The organism is Alkalimonas collagenimarina, assembly GCF_030717845.1.
GTDB lineage: Bacteria > Pseudomonadota > Gammaproteobacteria > Enterobacterales > Alteromonadaceae > Alkalimonas > Alkalimonas collagenimarina.
Window position 1 is genome coordinate 47,203 of the sequence record NZ_JAUZVZ010000018.1, and the last position, 24,400, is coordinate 71,602.

Here is a 24,400-nt window from a genome sequence, read left to right on the forward strand (position 1 = left end):
CTATTTCAGCACTACTCACATTCCGTTATGATGGATTTTTATACCCATCCACTTTTTAGGAGAGTTGCATGAGCCTGCCCCCTTTTCATCTTGCCATCCCTGTTGACGATTTAGCCAAAGCACGCACCTTTTACCGTGATGTATTTGGTCTGACTGAAGGCCGATCTAGCGAACATTGGGTTGATTTCGATTTCTTTGGTCACCAATTTGTTATTCACGTACACCCAACCATGCCCTACCAGCAGCAAGCTCAATGCAGTCAGGTTGACGGCCATGCCGTGCCAGTACCCCACTTTGGGGTGGTACTACCATGGCAAGCGTGGGAGGCTTTGGCTGAGCGATTGCAATCGCATGGCATTCAATTCGCCATCGAACCGCATATTCGCTTTCAGGGTCAGCCGGGTGAACAAGGGACCATGTTTTTATACGACCCATGCGGCAATGCGCTGGAGTTTAAATCCTTTAAAGATATGGGCCAACTTTTTGCCAGCTAAATCATCACCAATAATGGAGCATAAATAATTTATTCATTAATAAAATCGATAACCATGTTCGGTAAAAGTAACTTTCGCATTCACGGTATCGTGACTATAGTTGATGGCAAGTACAGAGCAGCCATAGCAATTCTGCTCTGCCGTCAATCCCGAACAAGGAGTATGTATGGATAAGTCAAATAACAGCACCGCTGGTAAATGCCCAGTGATGCATGGCGCCAACACCACGTCCAGCGACAATGTCATGCGATGGTGGCCGAAATCCCTTAACCTCGATATTTTGCATCAGCACGATCATAAAACAAATCCACTTGATAGCGACTTTAATTATGCTGAGGCCTTCAAAACGCTTGATTTAGAAGCAGTAAAAAGTGATTTAAAAGCCCTGATGACCGATAGCCAAGACTGGTGGCCAGCCGATTGGGGGCATTACGGTGGCTTATTTATTCGAATGGCCTGGCACAGCGCCGGTAGCTATCGGATTGCTGATGGTCGTGGCGGTGCAGGTACCGGCAACTTACGTTTTGCACCATTAAACAGCTGGCCAGATAACGGCAACCTGGATAAAGCACGTCGTTTGCTATGGCCGATTAAAAAGAAATACGGCAACAAATTATCGTGGGCTGATTTAATGATTCTGGCCGGCAATATGGCCTATGAGTCGATGGGCTTTAAAACCTTTGGTTTTGCCGGTGGCCGCGAGGATATCTGGCACCCGGAAAAAGACACCTACTGGGGCTCAGAAAAAGAGTGGCTCGCCCCATCAGGAAGTGAAGGATCTCGCTATTCTGGCGAACGCGACCTCGATAATCCGTTAGCCGCGGTGATGATGGGCCTGATATACGTCAATCCGGAAGGCGTAGATGGCAAGCCTGATCCACTAAAAACCGCTCATGATGTGCGTGAAACCTTCAAACGCATGGCGATGGATGATGAAGAAACCGTGGCATTAACTGCCGGTGGCCATACCGTAGGGAAAGCACACGGTAATAACAAAGAAGAAAATTTAGGTCCGGCACCGGAAGGCGCCGATATTCACGAACAAGGCTTTGGTTGGATGAACCACAAGACCCGTGGCGTTGGTCGTGATGCCATGACCAGTGGTTTGGAAGGCGCCTGGACCACCAACCCAACGCAGTGGGATAACGGTTACTTTGAACTGTTACTCAACTATGACTGGGAGTTGAGAAAGAGCCCTGCCGGTGCCTGGCAATGGGAGCCGGTGAACATCAAAGAAGAGCATAGAGCTCCTGATGTTGAAGACCCATCGATTCGTCAGAATCCAATCATGACTGATGCCGATATGGCAATGAAAATGGACCCAGAGTATCGTAAGATTTCTGAGCGTTTCTACAAAGACCCGGAGTATTTCGGCGAAGTATTTCGTCGGGCATGGTTTAAACTGACGCACCGTGACCTGGGGCCAAAAAGCCGCTACTTAGGGCCAGATGTACCGAAAGAAGACTTGATCTGGCAAGATCCGGTACCAAAAGCAGATTACACCCTAACCGAGCAGGAAATTCGTGACCTAAAAACCAAGCTTCTGGCCAGTGGCCTAAGTACAGCTGAGCTGGTTGCCACCGCCTGGGATAGCGCCCGTACTTTCCGCGGCTCAGATTATCGTGGCGGTGCCAACGGTGCCCGTATCCGGTTAGCGCCGCAGAAAGACTGGGAAGGTAACGAACCCGAGCGACTACAAAAAGTACTGAAGGTATTGCAGGCCATTCAAAGTGCTTTAAGCAAGAAAGTCAGCCTGGCCGATCTGATTGTACTTGGCGGCAGTGCGGCCATCGAAAAAGCGGCGAAAGATGCGGGTGTAGACATTACCGTGCCCTTTAGCGCAGGTCGTGGTGACGCCACAGACGCGATGACCGATGCTGAGTCATTTGAGCCGCTGGAGCCATTACATGACGCGTTTCGCAACTGGTTGAAGCAAGACTACAGCGTACAGCCAGAAGAAATGATGCTGGACAAAGCCCAGTTGCTGGGGCTATCCGCGCCAGAAATGACAGTATTGGTAGGCGGTATGCGGGTGCTAGGTACCAACCATGGCGGCAGCCTGCATGGTGTCTTTACTAACCAGGTTGGCGTGCTGAGCAATGATTTCTTTGTCAATCTCACCGACATGGGCAACAAGTGGGAGCCTACTGGCAAAAACCAATACAACATTGTCGAGCGCAGCAGCGGCAAAACCAAGTGGACGGCAACCCGGGTCGATCTGGTGTTTGGCTCCAACTCCATCCTGCGCTCTTATGCCGAAGTCTATGCACAGGATGATAACAAGGCCAAGTTCGTCCACGACTTTGTCAACGCCTGGGTCAAGGTGATGAACAACGATCGCTTTGATGTGAAGTAACTAAGCGAACCTACCAAGCAAAACGCCCCGCTGGCATTTAGTTAGCGGGGCGTTTTTATATGCCTAATCGCGAGCGGCAGCTATCGCGATACTTCGACCGGATCGTCCTGATGATCGGCTTGGTACAATATACGTTTCCGCCCCAGCTCTTTGGCCCGATACAACAACAGATCGGCTTGCTTTAATACCTGCTGCATCGCCTCTGCATCACGAAGTAACACGGCTCCCCCACTGACCGATACATCCAACTCGGCTATAGGCTGATCGCATACTGCTGCAACAACTTTTTGGATACTTTCGATGGCTGTATCTGCTTCCACACCACGCAAAATTAACAAAAACTCCTCGCCGCCCCAACGCAGTACCCAGTCTTCTTTGCGTACCTTGTTCATCAGGCGTTGTGCCAGCTCAGCCAGCACAGTATCGCCTTTATCATGACCATGCTGATCATTAATCTGTTTAAAGTGGTCTACATCCAGCAACAGCACCAGATCACCACCTTGCTGCTTCACGTCATGCAATGCGCGGCGGTTGTATAGTTGCGTCAGAGGGTCGCGCTTAGAGAGCTCTTGCAGCTGACTATTTAATTTCCGCGTATGGCGCATCGCCAGCATGGCCGCAATAAAACCAAGCAGCAACAAGGTAATGAGGCCACTGTACCAGAGGTTTTCCCGATGAGCTGTCGCTAAGCGCTCATCCCGCAGCAGCGACTCCTGCTCCAGCAGCTGAATCCTCAGCCCTTGCTCCTGTGCTTCGAATTGCACCTGCAGCTCGCTATAGACTCGATCCCGTTCAACCTCCAGCACTTTCTCTCTGATCCGCCTATGCTGGCGCAAAGCTGCATTCTCTTGCTCATACAAACCAGCAGCATGGTAAGCATCCGCTAAATGCCCCAGCATAATGCCCTGTGTCACTGGAGTAGTTTTGGCTTTATAGGCTTCATACGCTTGCTCCATCTGTCGCAGCCCTGTCTCGGTTTGTCCTTGCAACACTTGGATGTAACCGATATTAAAGCTCATTACATGCACTTCGCGCTCGTTGTTCAACTGTCCAGCAATCACCACTCCATGCTGCAAGTAACCCAGAGCCTGCTCGTAGTTCGCCCGATGCAAGTGCACAGCGCCCAGGTTATTCAACGCCATCATCTGCGTGCGCCCAGCCATCATTCCTTCGACAGGCTTGCTGGCCAGATGATATTGAGCCAGCGCCTCATCCGTTGGTCCTTCCAGCATGTGAATTGCTGCGCCATAAATTAAGTGCAGCTCAGCCAGTAGCACCTGAAACCCTTCCCGATAAGCCACCTCCAGCGCTTGAGAAGCAATCTGCCTTGAGTAGCGGTAATTTTGCAACCGAGATTGAATGCGAGCCATATGCAGCTGCAAAAACTGCCGTCTGAATTCGGTTTGTCCATCATTGAGCTGTGTAATTTCTAAGTGAGCCGTCAGAAAATACGTCAGAGCCTCTTCCAATTGGCCATTGGCTTTTAACATCCGGCCGATCTGATGATTAAACTGATACACAAGACGCGGATGCTGCAGCTCAGACAGCATAGTCTGCATCGGCTCTACAAGCTCAAGGGCTGTGCTGTAATGCTGATGATAAAGCAGCAGTTCAGCCAGAGCACTGTATACCTCAGCCTGAGCTGACAGAGCCTGAGCATCAATCCTTTCAAGCAGAGCTTGTAACTCGCCTTTTGCCTCAAGACCTTTCACTTGCGTTATGCCTTGCTGCAACAAGAGTAATGAGTAGGCACGGTACCAACTGGCAGAATCCGGCTGCGATTCAAGCTGCTGCAGCCATTGCTGTAGCATGACCTCACTGGGAATAAGAAAAGGAAGCTGAGTATGCCGGTCCAGCTGTTGTTCAACATGGGAAACACGCTCGGCAAGGCTGTGCCAGGACAGCACACTAAGGAAAAAAACAAACAGCAATCGATACATAGCAAATCCTTATGGCGACGAAAGTGACAACGGCAGCAGAAGCAGCCACCAATAACAACAAAGACTCCACTCCTCCTATCCATGGGTACCGTTTCGTTTATCTAGCCAGCTATACGCCCAATTTGCAAGTGTAAAAGTGAGGAATGATTTAGAGCGAGGTGATTTACTTAAGCAGCGTAAGCTAAAAACGCAAAACGCCCCGCAGTAGGCGGGGCGTTTCAGATAACAAGCAGCGCCAGAGCTTAACGGGAGCGCATGCGCCGAGCCGCGCCAAGCAATACCAGGCCAAGGGCCATCACACCCAAGGTCGCAGGAGCTGGTACTGCTGCCACACCCTGCCGCGACACCACGCTTACGCCATCAAGAAAATTGCCGATGGTGCCGCTGTTGTGTGAAGTAAACCGCAAGGTGGTGTTGCTGTCGGTGGCGACAAAGCTGCTGTTAAAGAAGCTCCAACCTTGGTTAGTATGATCATTTAACGTTTGGCTTAAATTCGCCACAGTCACGTTAAACTGCTCATTGCTACCGTTACGAGCACGGTAAAAAAAGCTCAGCTCATAGCTTTGCCCAATGTCAGTCGCAAAGCTCTGGAAAATAGACCAGGCCCCCTGATTGCTGCCATGAGCATTCAACTCAATGAAGTTATTACCACTAGCGGCCTGCACTCCATTCATCGAGTTCCAGATTTCAATGTTACTTCCCTGCCAACCAGCAACCTGACTGGAAGCTAACCAAGTCCAGGAGTTTGGGTTGACAGTATTCAGTTCAAAATCGCCGTTCACAATCAACGACGCCTGACTGCTAAAACTCGCTACTGCCAATACAGCAGCACCTACCACGGTACGAACAAGTGCAAATGACATTTTTGGTCCCTCAAATGTGCGGTTAAAAAACACCCTCATTGTACCAGTTAACAAATGGTAGCGGAACAAAAATTAATCAGCTTTGTTAATCAGGGGGTTACTCACTCTCGTGTAGAAGCATGCGCTCATTTATTATCAGCACGCAAAAAGTACAGTTGAAGTTAAGGTTTTTGGTTTGGCATGCTCAAAAGACCCCCTCAAATCTCCCAACAAGAATCTACCCAGTGGCACAATTAAGCTCCACGATAAAAATGGAGCACTATCATTATGAGAGTTTTTTGGGTACACGCACATCGCCTAGTCGAAATAACCGTCGTGATTATTCTAATAATATTATATTTTTCATATGGTTTGAAAGATGCATCACTAGAGGGGCTAATGTATTGCGTGCAAAATATTGGATTTAGTACAACCAAATCCAACCAGAAATAAAGCAAAACTACATTAACCCTCTAAAAGCAGACTGGATAGCCTCGTAAGAGATCCTTTCAGTCTGCGGGCCAATACTGTCACCAGCAATCATGCACCTGCTTAAAGCTAAGTGCATCGTACTGGGCTGAAACAATGCTGCGCCCTGGTGGTAAATATCAACGGTTTTACTCATAACTAGCCAGTTTTTCTGTCATTGGCTGATTTTCGGGCTTCCTGTTTAATACTTTCCAGCAGCTCATCATCCGTCATTAGTCTTAGCTCGTTACCTTTGATACTCGTTTTTAAATTGCGTTGGTATTTCCTTTGTAGTTGCGGCACTAATTTGGCGTACGCTTTGGCTATGTCATTCCAAAAGCATAAAAATCCGCTTCTGAGTACTGGATATAGGGTGAAAAACGCGCTAACACTACCGCCACATTTAATCAGCAGATCAATATCGATACTACCCGCTTTAACCTCAATGACATCAACATGGACCGTCAAAGAGTTAGCTTCCACCGGAAGATATTCGGCCAGGTGTCGATTGATTGAAGTTGCAAGATCATTGGCAAAATCTACCGACCAAGGACCAAACTCTTCATCAATCACCAGATTTGCTGAACCAACAACTAATTTCTCAATTTGAAAATCCGGGTCAACTAGCAAACTTGATACATCCGACACACCTTTTATCCGGTTTCTGATATCTATGACTGAGTTGTCATCGAACAAACCAAAAACACCTTCGAAGTGAATGTCTGAAAATGGCGGCTTTGCTAGTTGTGCCGGGCTCATGATGCCGTTTTGAGTAAGGTAATCGATGATAGTATTTACAAACTGCAGCTGCTGCGGATTATACTTGGCGTTATCAAGATAGTCTGCAAAGGCGATTTTAGCAGCACCGCGATCAAGCCCCACCAGTTCCCGCACGAATTCGCCAACGGATTTATCTGGGTGAATGGTTTTATTGTACTGCTCTAAATCTGCTATACCGCTGGCTTCAAATAACTTGTGGTCCAGTTGTTCCAAATCCAATTTAGTAATCGCTTGGTTACGCTTAATCCGCTGAATAGTTAGGTCATCTTCATGTTCGCGAATATAGGCTTCCACCTTTTTTCGATACAAGGCTAGGCTTGAATCAGTAGAAAACTCATACACACCTTCATTTTCATGCACTTCCAGCAATTGATCCTGAAAGTTCGTAAACACAATACCGGTGCTTTCTTTTTCGATAAAGCGCATGAGTAAACGCAGTTTAAGCCGGGTCTTTTCTATATCTTCCAGCGATACATCAGTCCAGAAGTTGGCACTTTGTACATATTGGATCCAGTCCAGCTGAGCCATGACCGCAGGCACACTGGCTTTGCTCTCCAGCTTTGCCGCTATTTGATTCAGCTTGTCACGATAAAAATCCGAAATCCCGGTTTTGTTCACCAGTGCCAGTTGCATGGTTAGCAGCAGTTGATCAAACCGGAGTGACAGTTCTTCTTCTTTTTCTTCAGGTATCAGCGGCGAAGCTTCACTGGGTAATATCGCTATCTGCTTTTCCAGTTCAGCCAGATGCTCGTTAGTTAAATGCTGCCATATTGCACTTTGTTGATATTTTTCAACTAACTGACGTTTAGCGCGCACAATAAAGTTGTCCAGGTTCATTCCGGCAACCCGGTGCTGCAAGCTACGAATGTTGTACTGCTGGTAGTTGCTACCAAAATCACCAAATTCAGGCTTATCTTTAAGCAATTGCGACAGCTGCAATCGGCTCTCAAAAATAACTTGCAGTAAACTTTTGCTCAGGCTGTCCTTCGCCCCTTCAGGGTTCATTTCAAAATATTCAAAGTTCTTACAGCAATCAAACACCTTAAAAAACTGCTTATGTTCACTGGGGCCAAATAAATCTTCACACAAACGGGTGCCCCGGCCCAGCATTTGCATAAATTTAACTTTAGATTTGATCACCTTGAAGAACATCAGGTTAACCACTTCCGGCACATCAATGCCGGTATCCAGCATATCCACCGACACGGCAATGCTTAACGGCAAGTTGGGATCTACCGGTTTCTTTTCGCCTTTAAACTCATCAATCAGGGTATCGGCGTACTGTTCTTTGTAGGTGATCACCCGTGCAAACTTACCTTTGTAACTCGGGTAGTTGGCATTAATACGTTCAACAATAAACTCGGCATGGTCGTTGTTGGCAGCAAATATGATGGTTTTCCCCAACCGGGTACCGCCAGCGACAGTAACGCCACGCTCCATCAGTACCTGCAGGGCTTTGTCAACGGTATCTTTGTTGAACAGAAATTTGTTTACCTCTGATGGTAATACCTCGTCTTTCCCCTCCAATTGCTCCTTACTTTCCCACTCTTCTTTGTCTGCAGCTGACAATTCGGCGTACTTAATACCTTTACGAATAAAACCAAGATCTATTTTTACGTCTTTGGGTGGCACTAACACCTTATCGGCTATGGCTTGCTCTAACTCATAAGCAAAGGTGGGGTCGCCTTCCGGCTGCTCGAAAATATCGTAGGTATTTTTATCTAACTCAGATTTGGGTGTAGCCGTTAAACCTAATAACAACGCATCAAAGTAATCGAAAATGTAGCGGTATTTTTTATAGACCGATCGGTGGGCTTCATCGACAATCACCAAGTCGAAATGGCCGACACCAAACAGCCGGCTATCGGGTGCCGCACTGAGTAATCCCATCATGGTAGGGTAAGTAGAAAGGTATACCCGCCCTTTTAACTGCGAGGTACCGCCGGATAAGATCTCCGGCGAGCTTTTCGATAGTAATTTAGAAAACTCCTTCTTTGCCTGATTAACCAACGCATTGCGGTCGGCCAAAAACAAGGTGTTCTTTACTAGGCCGGCGCGCATGAGTACATCAACCAAGGCAATAGTGGTGCGGGTTTTACCTGTGCCGGTGGCCATAACCAGTAAGGCTTTACGCTGTTTTTGTATATCAAACTGCTGGCATACCGACTCAATAGCCAGGCGCTGATAAGGCCTGCCCTTGCCGGCTATACTGGTATCCAGCTCAACCTCACTCAACGCTTGCCTGGCGGTACGTCTGTTTATCAAGCGCTGCATTTCATCTTGATTTAAAAAGCCCTGCACCAAACGGGGTGGGTACTGGCAATCATCCCAAAAATGGATTTCATAACCATTGGTGTAGTAAATCAGAGGGCGTTGGCCAAAGTTTTTTTCCAGACAATCCGCATAACAAATGGCCTGCTGTCGTCCTTCTTTGGCACTAAGCATAGTGCGTTTGGCTTCTACTACTGCCAGAGGCTTACCATCAGCTCCCCACAACACGTAATCAATAAAGCCGGTACCAGTTTTATTGTGAATACTGGGCGGCATGCCCTTCACTTCAAACTCTTTTACATTGGCCGCATCCAATACCCAGCCCATTTCTTTTAAATACTGGTCTATTATAAATTCGCGGGTTTCTGCTTCGTTGTAATTGTGCGGGTCTGTTACTTTTTGCGCTACTTTGGCATTGCTGGCTTTTTGCTGCGCCAACTGGTTTTGCAATGCCTCAAGCTGGTGTTGCAGGGCCGTATTTTGTTGGCGGGCTTTTTCCAAGGCTTGCTGATGTGCTTCGTCGCGCTCGGTCAGTTGCTTTTGCAGCAGCTTTAGCTGCTTGGCAGACTGCATCACCAAATCTGCATTTATTTGTATGGTTTTTGGCAGCTTGGCCAGGTCGAATACCTGATCTTGCAGCGGCTGGCCTTGTTTTATGCCACTGCTGTAAGTACGGTAAAACCAGTACAGAATATGGTGCAGCTCTTTTAATGCCTGGGTTGATTCCGGCTCTGTGACCTTGCGCTCACTGTGAACGGCATTATTGCCGGCTTTTTGCACCGCTTTAATCTTGGGGAAAATTGTACTGCCAAGCGCAGCCTTAAAGTCACTTTGGTTAATCAGGGTATTTAAGGTTTGGTCGTATTTCGGTTTTTGCAGCCATTTATCGAATTCATACATCCACTGCACTGTACGTTCCAGGGTATAGCGGCTGTAAAAACAACTGGAGCGCGGGTCGGCATTAACTACCGCTTCAGCTTTTAGCGCATATTCCTGTAACTCAGGCCATTCAGATAAAAATAAAAAATTCGACATGCAACTTCCTGTGCTAACTATTATTTTGCCAATAAATTCTCAATCAACCGAATTAAGGTCTGCTTTTCCTGCGGATCAGATTCAGCCACCAACAAGGTAATAGCGGCCAAGCCTGTATCATTTATAACAGCTTGGTAGTGTTCATTAAACAAACGTTTGTTTCTATTTAAGAAATCAACAAATAAAAATGCTGCGCTACGTTTGTTGCCGTCACTGAACGGGTGGTTCTTCACCACAAAATACATTAAATGCGCGGCTTTACTTTCAATGCTGGGGTAAGCGGCATCACCAAATACCGTTTGTTGCAAATTGCCCCAAATACTGGCCAAACCGTCTTGCCGCTCCTGGCCAAATAATGCGGTAGCTTCGCCTCTGGCGATAAGTTGTGCTTTTAACTGCGCCAGTGCTGCCCTAACATCAGCTAAGGGTGTTAACTCACCACCCGGTTCACCTTTAGGTTGCTGTAACAAGCCTTCATCGTATTGCTGTAACCATAAAAAGGTTTGGGTGTAGCTAGCCAGAATATCAACCAGGCCAGCACCAAACTCACTATTATAAGGCAAAGCGGCCGCCCGTTTGACCAGTTGCAGCGCTTTTTCCAGCTCTGCGGCATTTTGACTTAACCGCTGCTGGTTTAAGCTATACCCCTTAATTAGGTGCTGCTTCAGGGTGGCAGTGGCCCACTGCCGAAAGCGGGTAGCATTAACAGAGTTAACCCGATACCCCACTGAGATGATAGCGTCCAGATTATAGAATTGGGTATTGTAGGTTTTGCCGTCTGCGGCAGTATGTTCCATTTTGGAACATACTGCCTGCTGATCCAGCTCGCCAGACTTAAAAATATTAGTTAAGTGCTTGGTAATGGCTGGGCGTTTAGTGGCAAACAACTGCGCCATTTGCGCTTGCGACAGCCACAGCGTTTCATGCTGCAACTGTACATTGAGCTGCAAACTACCGTCTTCATTCTGATAAATCTGCAGCTCGCTCATCAGCTTCACCTTAAGCTTTAGTTGTTAAATCCAACTCGCCTTTAAAGGCGCGCTGCATAAGGGAGTTAAATGTATTTTCATGATATTGCGTTGTCTTTTTCGCCACCGCCTTTAATGCGTCTAGCTTAGCAATGTAATCGACAAACTTTTGCTGAGCTTGGAGTGAAGCATTTGGCATTGGAAGCGATTTAAGCTGTGTAATATTAATAGATGCTAAATTTGTGGTTTTCTTTGCACATTTAAGAAAATATTGCTTCGCATACAGTGTTTGCAATAAATACTCAAAAAACTTAGGTAGATAAGAGTTAACAAACCTTACTCTGAAAACATGATTCTGATGTATGCAGTTATCTATTTCACCTTGCCAAACTGCGCCACGACCTAATTTGTCGTGATCACCGCCTTCTGTCATTAAAATATCGCCAGGCTTCAATACGTATTTTTCAATGTCAGACTGTTTTGCCTCAATTTCTTTAACTTCATTTAAATCTAAATAACCGTCTTGAACATTTGCTACTCGCATGTAAGGAACTATTGAAGTTACCTTCCCGTTGAGTTTTTGCCCTTTAGTGACGCCTGAACAAACATCAGCGCACTCACCTAATTTAACAAAATCTGATTGATCACTCTTGCGGAAGTCACCAAACATCTCCAAAAACACCGATTGGGCGAGGGCGTTAAGCTCTTGTTCGATTTGCTGGCATTGCTGACGCAAGGTATCGGATTTTTCCAATACTGCGGCAATTTGCTTTTGGATAGGTAATGGAGGGAGTGGGATTGGCAGACCTTTAAAGTGCGTTACAGTAAAACTAGCTTGATTAACTGATTTCTTGGTAATCGTTGGTATGAAACTTAAGAATAATTCACTGCTTAAATAAAAGAACAAGTATTTAGGAAATACTCGATCATTTGGCCGAAAACATAAAAGATTCATCCCATGAATTATATCATCCCTCTCAAATTCAAATATTGCACACTTACCCAAGTGCTTTTCCGAATTGATATGGCTGATTAAAATATCACCACACTTCAGCCTATATTTTAAATACTCATCAGGTTTGATATCTGAGTAACCACATTTATCTAGATTGACCTCCCTATTCGCGATAGTTTCAATTCTAGTTATTGGCAGACCTGATGCGCCTTCTACTTGTTTTATACTTGCACCATTTCTAATGTGATGTGACACATCTTCTAGTTTGAGAATAGGCCAACTCACAGCATAGCCTCCAAATCGGCGATACCTTTATCCATTGCCGCTTGCAGGTCTTTAATGCGTTGTAGGATCACTTTTGGTGGGTCGTATTTTACTTCTTCGTACACCACTTCTTTATAACGGTTAATCGACAAATCGTAGTTTTTATCAATGATCTCCTGCAGCGGCACATAAAAGCTTTGCTCGGTGCGCTGGCGCTGTGCGTCGCCTTGTTTATTGAACCAGCGGAACAATACATCAGGGATATTATTGAGTTTATGGTTGGGCAGTTCAGACGGCACGGTATCGCCATGAGCAGCTTTGGTATCTATAGCATCGGCTTCGGTGGTTAATTCCTGATCTTTCAGCAATGGCGTGCGCTTGTCGTCCAGTGAAAAGCCATCTGCCTGCATATCGTAAAACCATACCTTATCAGTGCCGCCGCTGTTGGTTTTGGTAAAAAACAAAATTGCGGTTGATACTCCGGCATAGGGTTTAAATACACCGGACGGCAATGAAACCACCGCATCCAGCTTATGCTCTTCAAGCAACGTTTTGCGAATGGTTTTATGCGAATTGGTAGAGCCAAACAATACGCCATCTGGCACGATTACTGCTGCGCGGCCACCAGGTTGTAACATCCGCAGAATTAATGCTAGAAACAGTAATTCGGTTTTTTCCGACGGGCCTTTGGCTTTTTTCTTATTGCCATCTTCGTCGGTTTCGGTTTTGGCCTGTACTTTTTTTGGTGTCTTGCCAAGGGCAGTTAATAAATCGGGGGATAGCTCATCGTAAGCAACACTGCCTTTAAACGGAGGGTTGGCTAGTATCAGCGTGTATTTTTCACTGATATTGGCATCGCCATAATCACTAAGCGAATCACGGTATTCCACTGTTGGCTGCTCTACGCCGTGCAGCATTAAGTTCATTGCGCCTATGCGCAGCATATGCTGATCAAAGTCGTAGGCATTAAACATGTGTTGATGAAAATGCTGGCTGTTAAGCGGCTTTAGCAAGGCATCTTTGTGCGTGCTACGCACATACTCTTCGGCGGCCATTAAAAAGCCGCAGGTACCTGAGGCCGGGTCGCAGATAATATCTGACTTTTCGCCATCCAGTTTTGGCGCTGTCATTTCAACCATCAGTTGAATGATGTGGCGCGGCGTACGGAACTGGCCGTTGGTGCCGGACGATTGCAGCTTACTTAGCATGTATTCGTACAAATCACCTTTGGTGTCTCGGTCTGTCATGTCGATTTTATCGATCATGTTCACGACCCTGTCCAGCACCGCTGGCTTCGGGATCATAAAAATGGCATCTTCCATATGCTTAGCAAAAGCGGTGTCTTCGCCCTGAATTGTTTTAATGAATGGAAAGACTTTATCTTTCACCAAATCAAACATCTCTTTGGGGTCAAGGTTCTTGAATTTACTCCAACGGTAATTAAGTTCATCATCGTTACCGTTTTTGCCAAAAATAGGGTTAGTAAAAGCGGTTTCCAGCAATATTGCCTGTTTTTCGCGCTGAGTATGGATTTCATCTAGCCGGCGGATAAACAGTAAGAAAGTGAATTGTTCAATCACGGAGATTGGGTTAGCTATACCACCCGTCCAAAACGCTTCCCAAATTTCATCGACCTGATTCTTAATCTTACCTGTTAGCATGTACTGATTTACCCTAATAAATAATGGTTATTGTTTCTCAACGGCAGTGCGCTCAAACATTTTATTAATGATGATGGAAATATTTACAAAGCTTAGTAAAACCTGATTGTGCAGCATTGTACTGCCATGTGAGTGAATGTTTCTGATTTTTGGCAGTGTTTCGCATAAAATCTGTACGTAATCCCACTCCTCATCAAATGCACTTTCATCTATCTCACTCTCATCCAACTGATACTCTTCCAAGCCCTGCTCTTCCATTAGCTTAAAGATTTTATCCCGGTAAGCCTCCTCAGCGGCTATCCTGTTGCGGCGGTGCCAGATAGGAAAGTCTTCATTCTGCATTAGTTTGTGTCTAGCCAAATACTCTAGATACAACCTTAAACCTTTGGAGAAATGTACGCCATTTGATTTAAGTTCTTTTTGAAATGCAGTCAGCACTTTATCACCTATGCATTCGCGAATCGCCAGCTCCAACGCAGCAAGCACCTGACTTTCAGCCACAACATAAAAGCGATACACATACAGTGCGTGCAGAAACAGATTTCTGGCGGTATCGAACTGAATGATTATATAGTCAGGAACCCTTGGGCTAAGGCTGCATTGCTCAATCTGCTGATACAGAACCTCAATGGAGGTAGCACCAAAATAAAAGTTGCGCTGATCAGGTGCAAGGACATTTACTGGTGTGCGTAACTCATCACCAGGATAAACAACCTTCGAAGGTGCTGTGTGTTGATCATCACTCAATTTTGCTGCTCCACTTGAACTCACCCCAAAAAACCAGCCAATCCTTTCGGCAAGCGCGCGGGTTCAAAGATTTCGATCCAGTAGCCATCCGGATCGCGGATAAAGGCGATGTCTTTCATTTTGCCATCAGCTGGTTTTTTGACAAAAGACACGCCCAGATCTTCAAAACGCTGACAGGCGGCGGTTAGGTCGGGTACGGCAAAGCCGATATGGCCGAAGCCTTTGGGGTCTTCGTTGCCGCTGTGGTACTGGCAGCTGTCGTCACTTTCGCTGCCCCAGTTCCAGGTCAGTTCCAGCATGGCCGGGCGGCTGAAGGTTTGGATGGTGCGCTCATCGGTATCCTTGGACCACTGCTGTGTTTCTTGTTCGCTCAGCGCTGCCAGGAAGAACAGCGAGAAAGTCATCTCAGGGAAATCGAGCTTACGCACCAGCGTCATGCCCAGTACCCGGGTGTAGAAATCCAGGCTGACGGCTGGATCTTTGATGCGCAACATGGTTTGGTTAAAGACAAAGTCGTTGGTGGCCGGATCGCGCTGCTCGCACAGGCCCGGGGCGCTTTCAAAGTGGCGGCTCATGGCTGGCTCCTTATGGGTAGCAAGAACAAAAAGAAGAGACTGCCAGCTTAACAGATTTTGCGTCCCTTGTGCCGAGCGGTATTTTTTCGACAGTAAATTAGAAAAGCATGATTTAACGAGATTAAGTTTGATCTGCCTCATGTCCTCTTTTGCTACAAAGGGTATGGTAGAGCCCTTCGTCAGCATCACAAAGGATGACTCCATGAGCAATAAAACCGCAGGCCAACATGGCCGATGGCTTTGCTATTACTGCTGATATTTATGCCGATATAACGGATGCAGAAAAGCAACAGTTTTTGGATGATGTCTGCGCCCGATGCCCGCTGCACGACAACCTGCTGAATGGCACTGAGGTGCTGCATAGCCTGGTGTCTTAACCCCTTGCCCTCTGCTTTTTTGCACGGCTGCGCGTGGTGCAGCCATCTACCTTGTTACAAGCGACACCTAAAAGCTGTAACAACCTGTTGCAATTTCTGCGTTAAAAATTGTTATTTTGCCTAAAAACCTCGGTATCATACCTGTTCTATTTTAGTTGCAGGAGCTTCTCATGGGATTTGGACTATCACTTATTGGCTTTTTTGTGGTGTTATTTCTGATTATTTTAGGCTCCATCAAAGCCTACGAAATCATTGGCCGAAAATCAGACAAAAAGGACGATAAATAATGGCGAAAAATACAAGCATTCGTGCGGCTGGAGCCGCGGTATTAGGTATCTTTATACTCCTGTTTGCTGTCGGTAGCTTCTACACCGTGGACGAGGGTGAGCGTGGTGTGGTGATTCGTTACGGCAGCCTGATTAACGTGGCCGAACCTGGCTTGCATTTTAAACTGCCCGTGATCGACAGTGTGCGCAAAATTTCGGTGCAAGAGCAAGTTGAGCTGTACCGCAATATGGAAGCGTACAGCAACGACCAGCAACCGGCGGTGATGAACCTGTCGGTGCGCTACCAAATAGACAGCAGCCGGGTGGATGAAGTGTACCGTAACTTCGGTACCCGTCAGGCACTTATTGACCGTCAGGTGACCCGAATTGTGCTGGAAGAAGCCAAAACCGTGTTGGGTCAGTTCAATGCGGCCACCTCCATTCGTGAACGTGGTCGTTTGAATTTAGAAATGGCGCAAGCGGTGCAAAAGTCGGTCACCGGGCCGGTGATTATTTTAGGGGTGCAAGTGGAAGACGTGTCGTTCAGCTCCGCCTATGAAGAGAGTGTAGAACAGCGCATGCTGGCGGAAGTTGCGGTTGAGCGTGAACGGCAAAACTTAGAGCGCGAGCGCGTTGAAGCCGATATCGTGCGCACCCGGGCAGCGGCTGAAGCCGATCGGGTGCGGGCACAGGCACAAGCGGAAGCAGACAGTATTCGCCTACGTGGTAACGCAGAGGCAGAAGCGATACGCGAGCGGGCCGGGGCCCTTGCGGATAACCCATTGCTGGTTGAACTGGTGAAGGCTGAAAACTGGGACGGCAAGCTGCCAACCACCATGCTGCCGAACTCCACCGTGCCTTTTATCGAAGCGAATAAATAATCATTAAATCCTGCGCGCGGCACAGCCGCGCGATCTACAGGCATAGTAGTCTTCTAAAAAGTCGCGGTAAAAACGCGTAACAAAAATACCCCACACAATAAACCAGCCAGAAAGGTGATAGCCAATACCCAGACAGGTACAGTAACAGCCTGCGGTAGGTTTGGTGGCGTATCTTCGGTTTCCATAAGTTCGCGACGATCTTTGGTAAAGGCAGCGGCCAGTGACTTGGTGGTTTCCAGTGATGCCAGGCCATTAAGCTCTACCCGCTGGATAGTCCGTAAACTAAGACCGCAGATATCCGCAAGTTGTTGCTGTGTCCAGCCTTGATCTGTGCGTAGTTGGCGGATTTGTTTTGCATCTAATTGCATACTTTACCCCTTGAACCATATGCCCAGACCGAAGCCAAAGGCTCCACCCAAAAACCCAAAGGCAAACATGATCAACATCAATACCCACCATTTTGTCTTCTTGCCGTTATTCAGTTGCTCCATCATCCGGGGCAGATCCCACTCGTCTCCATCCTGATAATGTCCATCAACATGCAACTCGATTTGTAGCGGCCCTTTAAACAAACTGACAGTTCGAATTCGCACTTCGGCTGGTTGGCCATCGAGCTCAAAGCTATGCACTGAGCGGAGCCACCAGTTTCTTGATGAAGACACCAGTTGGTCGTCGACATATATTTGCTCCAGGCCGCTGATAAAGGACACGACAACTTTGATGGTATGCTCGGCTACTTCAAAGTAACTGACCCCATGATGTTTATCTGTATTCATAATGACTCTCCAATTTTAGGTTCAGCCTCACTATGCAGCCGGTAGTAGCAAAAGTGTGACGACAGCAGCGTGACAGACGGCCTTTTGTCATATGTCAGTGATACGACAGTAGCAGGAAGTCTTTGAAGTTAAAGTAACTTTGCTAAAAGCACTTGTCGAGTAAAAATAAGATAGCAAAACGCCCTCCGGAGAGGGCGTATCATTTTAAACACTGAAAATCAGACCAGAGGTCTCTTACATCAGGTGTTTTACCAGCGCAGCAGCAACTGCATGGGCACTGGCTGGGTTCTGGCCGGTGATCACCCGGTTGTCTTCAATCACTAATTCACCCCACGGCTGGCCCTTGCGGTATTGCCTGGCGACTCGGGTCAGTGATTCTTCCAATAAGAATGGGATCTTATCAATGGTGCCGTAATCCACCTCTTCTTCGCGGGTAAAGCCGGTCACTATGGTATCTGCCAACAGCTTTTTACCGTTGCTCAGGGTAATTGGCAACAAGCCAGCCGGACCATGACACACCGCCGCTAGCACACCGCCCTGTTCGTAGTGGCTGGCGCTGAGCTGGGCTACCAGCTCATTGGTTGCTAAATCGGATAGCAAACCGAAACCGCCGGGGTAGAAGATGGCGTCGTACGCGTCGACCTTCACCTGCGCCGCAGCAATGGTATGGTTGATACGATGCTGAAATACTTCATTGGTCAGCACTTTGGCATTCACCGCATCGTCTTCAATATCGGTGCCATACAGTGGTGCTTTACCACCTTGAATGGAGACCAGGTCATAATCCACGCCCGCTTGCATAAACACATCCAGTGCATGCGTCAACTCTGGAGAATAAGTGCCGTTGGCTTCATCGGTATCGCCCAGCGTGGCATGGTTGGTTACAAAAATAAGTACTTTTTTCATGGTTCCTCCAAATCGTTGTACAGCATCAATGGGTATGAGTACGAACAATTGCAAGGATTGGCTCAGATAGTGTGAAGCCACTAATCGCAAGCAGAAGTCGATTGATGGCTTTGCATTGATCACATAGCGCTTTTCAAGTGTACTTGTACCATGTTCAAAAAATCAGTTACACAGGAAGTATTCATGGGTTTCGTCAAATATCTGCTCAGTGCCGTATTATGTGTTGTTGCAGCTGCCGCTTATTCTCAGCAGCCCGGCGCAAGCCGCGCTGCTCAGGTTCTGGTTGCTCCGGTCAACTTTGATGCCAGAACGCAGCGGGTGGAAGCGGTAGGCAATACGGAGGCCATGAACTCTGTGGTGATCTACCCTGCCGTGGCGGATTTGGTAACCTCTGTCCAGTTTAAAGCTGGCCAACGTGTTGAGCAGGGTCAGGTGTTGCTGGAGCTGGATAGTAGACGGCAACAAAGCGCCCTACGCCGCGCCGAAATTGAGCTGGCTGATCATGAAAGAACCGTTGAACGATTGCGGACCAGTCGTGAGAATGATGCTATTGCACAGCGTGATTTGGATGATGCCATTACACTGAGAGATTTAGCGGCAGTCCAGTTGCAGGATGCGAAAACCAATTTGGAAGATCGCTTTGTACGCGCACCCTTTACGGGTGTGGTTGGTATTACCGATATTGAGTCAGGCGACCGTATCAGCCAGACAACGGTGGTGACAACTATTGATGCAAGGGAGCAGTTGTATGTTGATTTCCAGGCGCCTGAAACTGCCCTTTCACTGCTGCAAAACAATAACTTTATCCATGCATCCCCTTGGCAAAACAGTAATGAAGTGCTTGAGCTACGCATTGCGGATATCGATTCCAGGGTGGATGCCAGTACGCGTACAATTCGAGTACGTGCTTTGCTGGACAACAGCGACGATCAGTATCGGCCCGGTATGAGTTTCCGGGTCCGGCTTCAGGTTCAGGGTGAGTTTTACGCGGTAATCCCAGAGGCGGCTCTAATGTGGGGTGCCGAAGGCGCCTTTGTCTGGCGTGTAACAGATGGCAACGCAGAACGAGTCGATGTAGAAATACAACAGCGTCGCCGCGGCGAGTTGTTGGTGGAGGCAAACCTGGCCAGTGATGACCTGATCGTGGTTGAGGGCGTTCAAACCATTCGGCCACAACAAGCAGTGGCTATTCGTAACCCAGAAGCCATCCCTGTAGGGCATGCGCTTAGGCAAGGGCAACCAGCGGCGGGTAAGCCATGAGCCTAAAGAACCAAAACATCTCTGATTTACCCTCGCTGGCGATCCGCCGGCCGGTACTTATTGTAGTGATGAACCTGTTGATTATCATCGCAGGCATTGCCGCTCTTAATGGCTTAGAAGTTCGCGAGCTACCCAATGTCGATCGACCGCGTGTCACGGTCACCGCTAGCTTTCCTGGTGGCTCGCCCGAAACCGTTGACGCTGAAGTAACCAGCCGATTAGAGGCGGCCGCAGCGCGGGTCAGTGGTGTCAAATCGATCCGCTCTTCCAGTGAGGAAGGCAGTACCCGCATTGTGGTCGAGTTTCGGCCAAATGTTGATTTGGATACTGCAGCCAACGAAATGCGTGAATCCGTTAGCCGTGTGCAACGGCGGTTGCCCCCTGAAGTTGAGCAAGTAGCAATTATTAAAGCCGACAATGATGCGCAATCCATTGTCAGTATTGCGATATCCAGCGATACCTTGCAATTGGAAGAATTGACCGAGCGCATTGAAACCGATCTGGCACCATTGTTTTTAAATATCCCCGGTGTCGCCGATGTTCAGCTGCGTGGTGCCCGTCAACGGGTGATGCGGGTCAATATTGACCCCATGCGATTATCCAGTTTTAACCTCACCGTCACCGACGTGGCCAATGCTTTGCGTCAAGCCCCCTTCGATGTGCCTGCTGGCTCACTGAAATCCACCGATCAACAGCTTATAGTAAGAGCCGACGCGACGTCCGTCAGCGCTGAACAAGTCGAAGATATTATCATTTCCGGTGATACCAGAATCAGTGATATTGCCAACGTATTCCTTGGGCCAGCTGATGCATCGAATATGGTTCGGCTCGATGGTCGACCGGTGATTGGCATGGGTATCCTGAGACAAGCCGGTTCCAATACCATTGAAATTTCCGATGAAGTACTGGCGCAAGTGGAGAGCCTGAAAGCAAGATTTCCAGAGCTGACCTTTCATATCACCTCAGACGATGCTGAGTTTATTCGGGGCTCTGTTCGAGAAGTTATCTTTTCGCTGACATTAACCATACTGCTTGTCATCTTAACGCTACGGCTCTTTATCGGATCCTGGCGGGCAACCATCATTCCTGCAGCCAGTATTCCAGTGGCATTAGTCGGTGCATTGGCAGCATTGTGGGTGCTGGGGTTTTCCATCAATATCCTCACCTTACTCGCCCTGGTGCTGGCCACTGGTTTGATCGTCGATGATGCCATCGTTGTCACCGAGAACATTCAGCGGCGCCGCAGCCTGGGTTTAGGGGCACGGGCCGCGGCGGTGATCGGCACTCGTGAGGTGTTTTTTGCTGTGGTAGCGACCACGGCCGTGCTTGCAGCAGTCTTCATTCCGATCGCTTTTCTGCCCTCAACGGCAGGCATGCTATTTCGAGAGTTCGGTGGCACTCTGGCCATTGCGGTGATTATCTCTTCGTTTGTTGCCTTATCGCTGGTGCCAGCCTTAACGGCTAAGTTGCCCCTGAAACACAAAGATAAGAGTATGCTGGCTCGCTTTGGTGATCGCATGGTGGCCCACTATGAAGTCAGCCTGAGGTTTTGTTTAAACCATGCTTGGTGGGTATTAGGAATTAGTCTGCTGCTGGCGGCCGGTGCCTTTAGTCTGAACCAGTACCTTGATAATGAACTGATGCCACCAGAAGACCGTGGCTCCATTCGCATTTTTGCCAGAGGGCCTGATGGTGTAGGGCTGGATTTTATGGATCGGCAAGCCTATCAGCTGGAGGAAATCCTACAGCCCTATGTGGAGAATGGTGAGATTGATTCGGTCTTCACGGTGGTAGGGCAATGGGATCCTAACCTTACCTTTGTCACCGCACAGCTAAAGCATTGGGATGTTCGAAGTAAATCCCAGCAGGATATTCTTAACGAGATTAATGCTCCTATCAGCGATATTCCTGGTGTAAGTGGCCGTGCCTTTGGTAGCAACAGTCTCAATTTAAGAGGGCAAGGCGGGGGCCTTGAGCTAGCACTGACGGGGCCAACCTATGAGAGTATTTATGAGGCCGCTCTCGCCTTTACTGCGGAAGTAAGGGAGCAACTGCCAGAACTGGGCTATCCGCGTATATCCTATCAACCCACTCAGCCTCAACTCCGGGTCAATATCGATCGCCGACGCGCGGAAGACTTGGGCGTGCCCTTGTCTGATATTGCCACAACGCTGCGTGTTGCCATTAATGGAGATGATATTGCTGATTTAAATATTGGTGATCAATCTATCCCTATCATGCTGCGGGCCAATCGAAGCCAAGTGCAAGACCCTGGCGATCTGGAAAGTCTCTACGTGGGCGCACGCAATGGCACTCTGGTGCCACTGTCCAGCCTTGCCACAATCAGTGAAGAAGGGGTTGCAGCAGAGCTAGAACGACAATCGCAACGGCGTGCCATTGAGATTGATATGGAGCTACCGGATGATATGGCTATTGATGTCGCCGTTGCCGCTTTGCGCGATATTGCCCAGCAAACACTGCCGTCCGGTATTGGTTTGGTCTTTATGGGTGAAGCGCTCGCCTATGAAGAAACCGCTCGTGAGGTGTTGCTGACCTATGTATTAGCCTTCGTGATTGTATTTTTAGTACTTGCGGCTCAGTTTGAAAGTATCAATAGCGCCGTCGTTGTCATGATTACCGTCCCCTTTGGTATTGCCGCGGCACTGTTCGCATTATTCCTAACGGGGAACAGTATCAATATCTATTCACAAATCGGCTTGGTCATGCTGATTGGCTTGCTGGCAAAAAATTCGATTTTGCTGGTGGAGTTTGCCGATCAACTTCGTGATCGGGGCCGCTCGGTCCGTGAAGCGGTTGAACAAGCAGCCACTATTCGTTTGCGCCCCATCGTAATGACACTGGTATCGACGTTACTGGGCGCTTTGCCCCTTATTCTTTCAACCGGAGCTGGAGCAGAAGCACGAAACGCTATTGGCTGGGTGGTATTCGGTGGTTTAGGCATTGCCGTCGTCTTTACCTTGTACCTGACGCCTGTGCTTTATCTTGGTTTAGCTCGTTTCGTCAAACCCAGAGCAGATGAGAGCGAGCGTCTTGAAAAGGAAATGCAGCAAGTGACTGATCACTGATGAATATTTCGCAAAGCACTTACGTTGTGGATGGTATTTTCAACATGAAGCCTATATGGTAGTTCTAGATCACACTACTCGTACTCAGGACACCACTATGGCTTCACCACTGAATTTCCGAACATACTGCGCTTCTTTACTGCTTGCTGCCTTGTTCAGCATCGCGGCCACCGCTTCAGACACTGCCCCTGAGCAAGGGCGTGTCATTTATTCTGCCGAGCAGTTCAGTGTGCTGCCCCACCGGGATCGCATTGCGCCTGAAAACGCTATGCTCAACGAGCGTTTGGCGACCCTACTCCCTCAGGTCATGGCGGATGCTGAGCTGGATATGTGGCTGGTGATCAACCGTGAATACGTCGAAGATCCGGTATTTTTTTCGCTGGTGCCCCAGCCTGCCTTTGCTGCCCGCCGTACAACGATGTTGATTTTTAACCGTTTGGCAGATGGTCAGGTTGAAAAGCTATCGGTCAATACCTATCCGTTTGGCGACCCTTATGAATCGGTCTGGTCTGGAGGCGATTTGGACGAGCAGTGGCAGGCGCTTGCCACACTTATTGCCGACAAAGATCCACAACGCATTGGCATTAACGTGTCCAAACACTGGCCGGAAGCCGATGGACTCACCAAAAGTATGCATGAACGCTTGCTTGAGGTACTCCCCACACATTATCAACAACGGCTGCAACCGGCCGAAAATTTGGTGGTGCGCTGGCTGGAAACGCGTACCGAAGCCGAGCTTGGTGCCTATGCGCATGCTGTGTCATTGGCCAGAGGTGTGATTGCAGAAGCCTTCAGTTCTCGGGTCATTACGCCGGGTGCTACTACCACGGATGATATGGCCTGGTACCTGCGCCAGCGCTTTGAAGACTTGGGGCTGCCGGTTTGGTTTATGCCCTATGTCACCTTTCAGCGCCAAGGCGAAAGTTGCACCGATGAACAACCCTTTTGCAGCGTGAACGAGGGCGTCATTCAACGTGGCGATGTGCTGCATACCGATGTCGGTATTTGCTACTTAAAAATGTGTACCGATACTCAGGAAATGGCTTATGTGCTGAAACTGGATGAAACCGAAGCCCCCCAAGGCTTGCAGGATGCACTTCGCACCGGCAACCAATGGCAAGATATCCTCACCGCCGAGTTTAAAACCGGGCGCACCGGCAATGAGATTCTGGCCGCAACCATAGCCGCCAGCCAAGCAGCTGGTATCACCAGCAGCACCTACACCCATCCGATTGGCTTTTTTGGCCATGCCCCGGGCCCTACCATTGGCATGTGGGACAACCAAGGGCCAACGCCTATCAATGGTGACTGGCCATTGTTTGCCAATACCGCCTACGCCATTGAAGGCAATATCAAACAGGCATTGCCCGAGTGGGACAACCAAACCATTCAAATTATGCTAGAGCAAAGCGCCTACTTTGATGGTAAGCGGGTCATTTATCTGGCTGGGCGCCAGACAAAGTGGCATCTGGTGCGCTAGCCTCAGGCAAAA

Annotated in this window: 19 protein-coding genes; 8 read left to right on the forward strand and 11 right to left on the reverse strand. The window is 48.2% G+C overall.

Annotated elements, in window-relative coordinates; translation table 11 throughout:
* The first annotated feature begins 68 nt into the window (after positions 1–68).
* Together Q3O60_RS12625 and katG are read left to right on the forward strand one after the other, a co-directional pair.
* The gene (locus tag Q3O60_RS12625) at positions 69–494 is read left to right on the forward strand and encodes a VOC family protein (RefSeq protein WP_305894301.1); all 426 of its coding nucleotides are present in this window, start codon (positions 69–71) and stop codon (positions 492–494) included.
* 166 nt (positions 495–660) lie between these two features.
* On the forward strand, positions 661–2,850 hold the full coding sequence (katG, locus tag Q3O60_RS12630) for a catalase/peroxidase HPI (RefSeq protein WP_305894302.1): 2,190 nt from the start codon (positions 661–663) through the stop codon (positions 2,848–2,850).
* Between the two features lie 80 nt (positions 2,851–2,930).
* On the opposite strand, the gene Q3O60_RS12635 is transcribed toward katG, so the two are convergent.
* Entirely contained in the window at positions 2,931–4,790 is a 1,860-nt protein-coding gene (locus Q3O60_RS12635; RefSeq protein ID WP_305894303.1) for a tetratricopeptide repeat-containing diguanylate cyclase, read from the reverse strand.
* A gap of 11 nt (positions 4,791–4,801) precedes the next feature.
* Here Q3O60_RS12635 and Q3O60_RS12640 point away from each other — a divergent pair, with 11 nt between their 5' ends.
* A complete protein-coding gene (locus Q3O60_RS12640; protein WP_305894304.1) occupies positions 4,802–4,924 on the forward strand; it encodes a hypothetical protein in 123 nt (40 codons plus the stop codon).
* A gap of 108 nt (positions 4,925–5,032) precedes the next feature.
* Here the strand turns inward: Q3O60_RS12640 and Q3O60_RS12645 are convergent, their stop codons facing one another.
* The 7 genes from Q3O60_RS12645 to gloA form a co-directional block, all read right to left on the reverse strand.
* Positions 5,033–5,653 (reverse strand): DUF642 domain-containing protein, encoded by a 621-nt coding sequence (locus Q3O60_RS12645; protein ID WP_305894305.1) that lies wholly within the window; start codon positions 5,651–5,653, stop codon positions 5,033–5,035.
* Between the two features lie 606 nt (positions 5,654–6,259).
* Positions 6,260–10,186, reverse strand: coding sequence for a DEAD/DEAH box helicase family protein (locus Q3O60_RS12650; protein WP_305894306.1), 3,927 nt, complete (start codon positions 10,184–10,186; stop codon positions 6,260–6,262).
* A 20-nt stretch (positions 10,187–10,206) separates the two neighbouring features.
* Entirely contained in the window at positions 10,207–11,175 is a 969-nt protein-coding gene (locus Q3O60_RS12655; RefSeq protein WP_305894307.1) for a virulence RhuM family protein/type II toxin-antitoxin system death-on-curing family toxin, read from the reverse strand.
* 10 nt (positions 11,176–11,185) lie between these two features.
* On the reverse strand, positions 11,186–12,394 hold the full coding sequence (locus Q3O60_RS12660) for a restriction endonuclease subunit S (RefSeq protein ID WP_305894308.1): 1,209 nt from the start codon (positions 12,392–12,394) through the stop codon (positions 11,186–11,188).
* A complete protein-coding gene (locus tag Q3O60_RS12665; RefSeq protein ID WP_305894309.1) occupies positions 12,391–14,034 on the reverse strand; it encodes a type I restriction-modification system subunit M in 1,644 nt (547 codons plus the stop codon). Before Q3O60_RS12665 ends, Q3O60_RS12660 begins: the two co-directional genes overlap by 4 nt.
* A gap of 27 nt (positions 14,035–14,061) precedes the next feature.
* Complete coding sequence (locus Q3O60_RS12670; RefSeq protein WP_305894310.1) at positions 14,062–14,781, reverse strand: hypothetical protein; 720 nt, start codon at positions 14,779–14,781, stop codon at positions 14,062–14,064.
* A gap of 20 nt (positions 14,782–14,801) precedes the next feature.
* Complete coding sequence (gene gloA / locus Q3O60_RS12675) at positions 14,802–15,356, reverse strand: lactoylglutathione lyase (protein ID WP_305894328.1); 555 nt, start codon at positions 15,354–15,356, stop codon at positions 14,802–14,804.
* 227 nt (positions 15,357–15,583) lie between these two features.
* Here gloA and Q3O60_RS12680 point away from each other — a divergent pair, with 227 nt between their 5' ends.
* Positions 15,584–15,733 (forward strand): hypothetical protein, encoded by a 150-nt coding sequence (locus Q3O60_RS12680; RefSeq protein ID WP_369812670.1) that lies wholly within the window; start codon positions 15,584–15,586, stop codon positions 15,731–15,733.
* A gap of 286 nt (positions 15,734–16,019) precedes the next feature.
* A complete protein-coding gene (locus Q3O60_RS12685) occupies positions 16,020–16,880 on the forward strand; it encodes a prohibitin family protein (protein ID WP_305894311.1) in 861 nt (286 codons plus the stop codon).
* A 53-nt stretch (positions 16,881–16,933) separates the two neighbouring features.
* On the opposite strand, the gene Q3O60_RS12690 is transcribed toward Q3O60_RS12685, so the two are convergent.
* The 3 genes from Q3O60_RS12690 to Q3O60_RS12700 all read right to left on the reverse strand — a co-directional run bounded on the left by Q3O60_RS12690 (position 16,934) and on the right by Q3O60_RS12700 (position 18,562).
* Positions 16,934–17,248 (reverse strand): helix-turn-helix domain-containing protein, encoded by a 315-nt coding sequence (locus Q3O60_RS12690; RefSeq protein ID WP_305894312.1) that lies wholly within the window; start codon positions 17,246–17,248, stop codon positions 16,934–16,936.
* A gap of 3 nt (positions 17,249–17,251) precedes the next feature.
* Positions 17,252–17,656, reverse strand: a complete 405-nt coding sequence (locus tag Q3O60_RS12695) for a hypothetical protein (protein ID WP_305894313.1) — start codon at positions 17,654–17,656, stop codon at positions 17,252–17,254.
* A 234-nt stretch (positions 17,657–17,890) separates the two neighbouring features.
* Positions 17,891–18,562 carry a type 1 glutamine amidotransferase domain-containing protein gene (locus Q3O60_RS12700; RefSeq protein WP_305894314.1) on the reverse strand — a complete coding sequence of 224 codons (672 nt, stop codon included), beginning with the start codon at positions 18,560–18,562 and terminating at the stop codon, positions 17,891–17,893.
* A 183-nt stretch (positions 18,563–18,745) separates the two neighbouring features.
* Between Q3O60_RS12700 and Q3O60_RS12705 the strand changes: the two genes are divergently transcribed.
* From Q3O60_RS12705 to Q3O60_RS12715, 3 genes are all read left to right on the forward strand, one after another.
* Positions 18,746–19,822, forward strand: a complete 1,077-nt coding sequence (locus Q3O60_RS12705) for an efflux RND transporter periplasmic adaptor subunit (protein WP_305894315.1) — start codon at positions 18,746–18,748, stop codon at positions 19,820–19,822.
* On the forward strand, positions 19,819–22,908 hold the full coding sequence (locus Q3O60_RS12710; RefSeq protein WP_305894316.1) for an efflux RND transporter permease subunit: 3,090 nt from the start codon (positions 19,819–19,821) through the stop codon (positions 22,906–22,908). Before Q3O60_RS12705 ends, Q3O60_RS12710 begins: the two co-directional genes overlap by 4 nt.
* Positions 22,909–23,005: 97 nt before the next feature.
* A complete protein-coding gene (locus tag Q3O60_RS12715) occupies positions 23,006–24,388 on the forward strand; it encodes a M24 family metallopeptidase (RefSeq protein WP_305894317.1) in 1,383 nt (460 codons plus the stop codon).
* Positions 24,389–24,400: the final 12 nt, after the last annotated feature.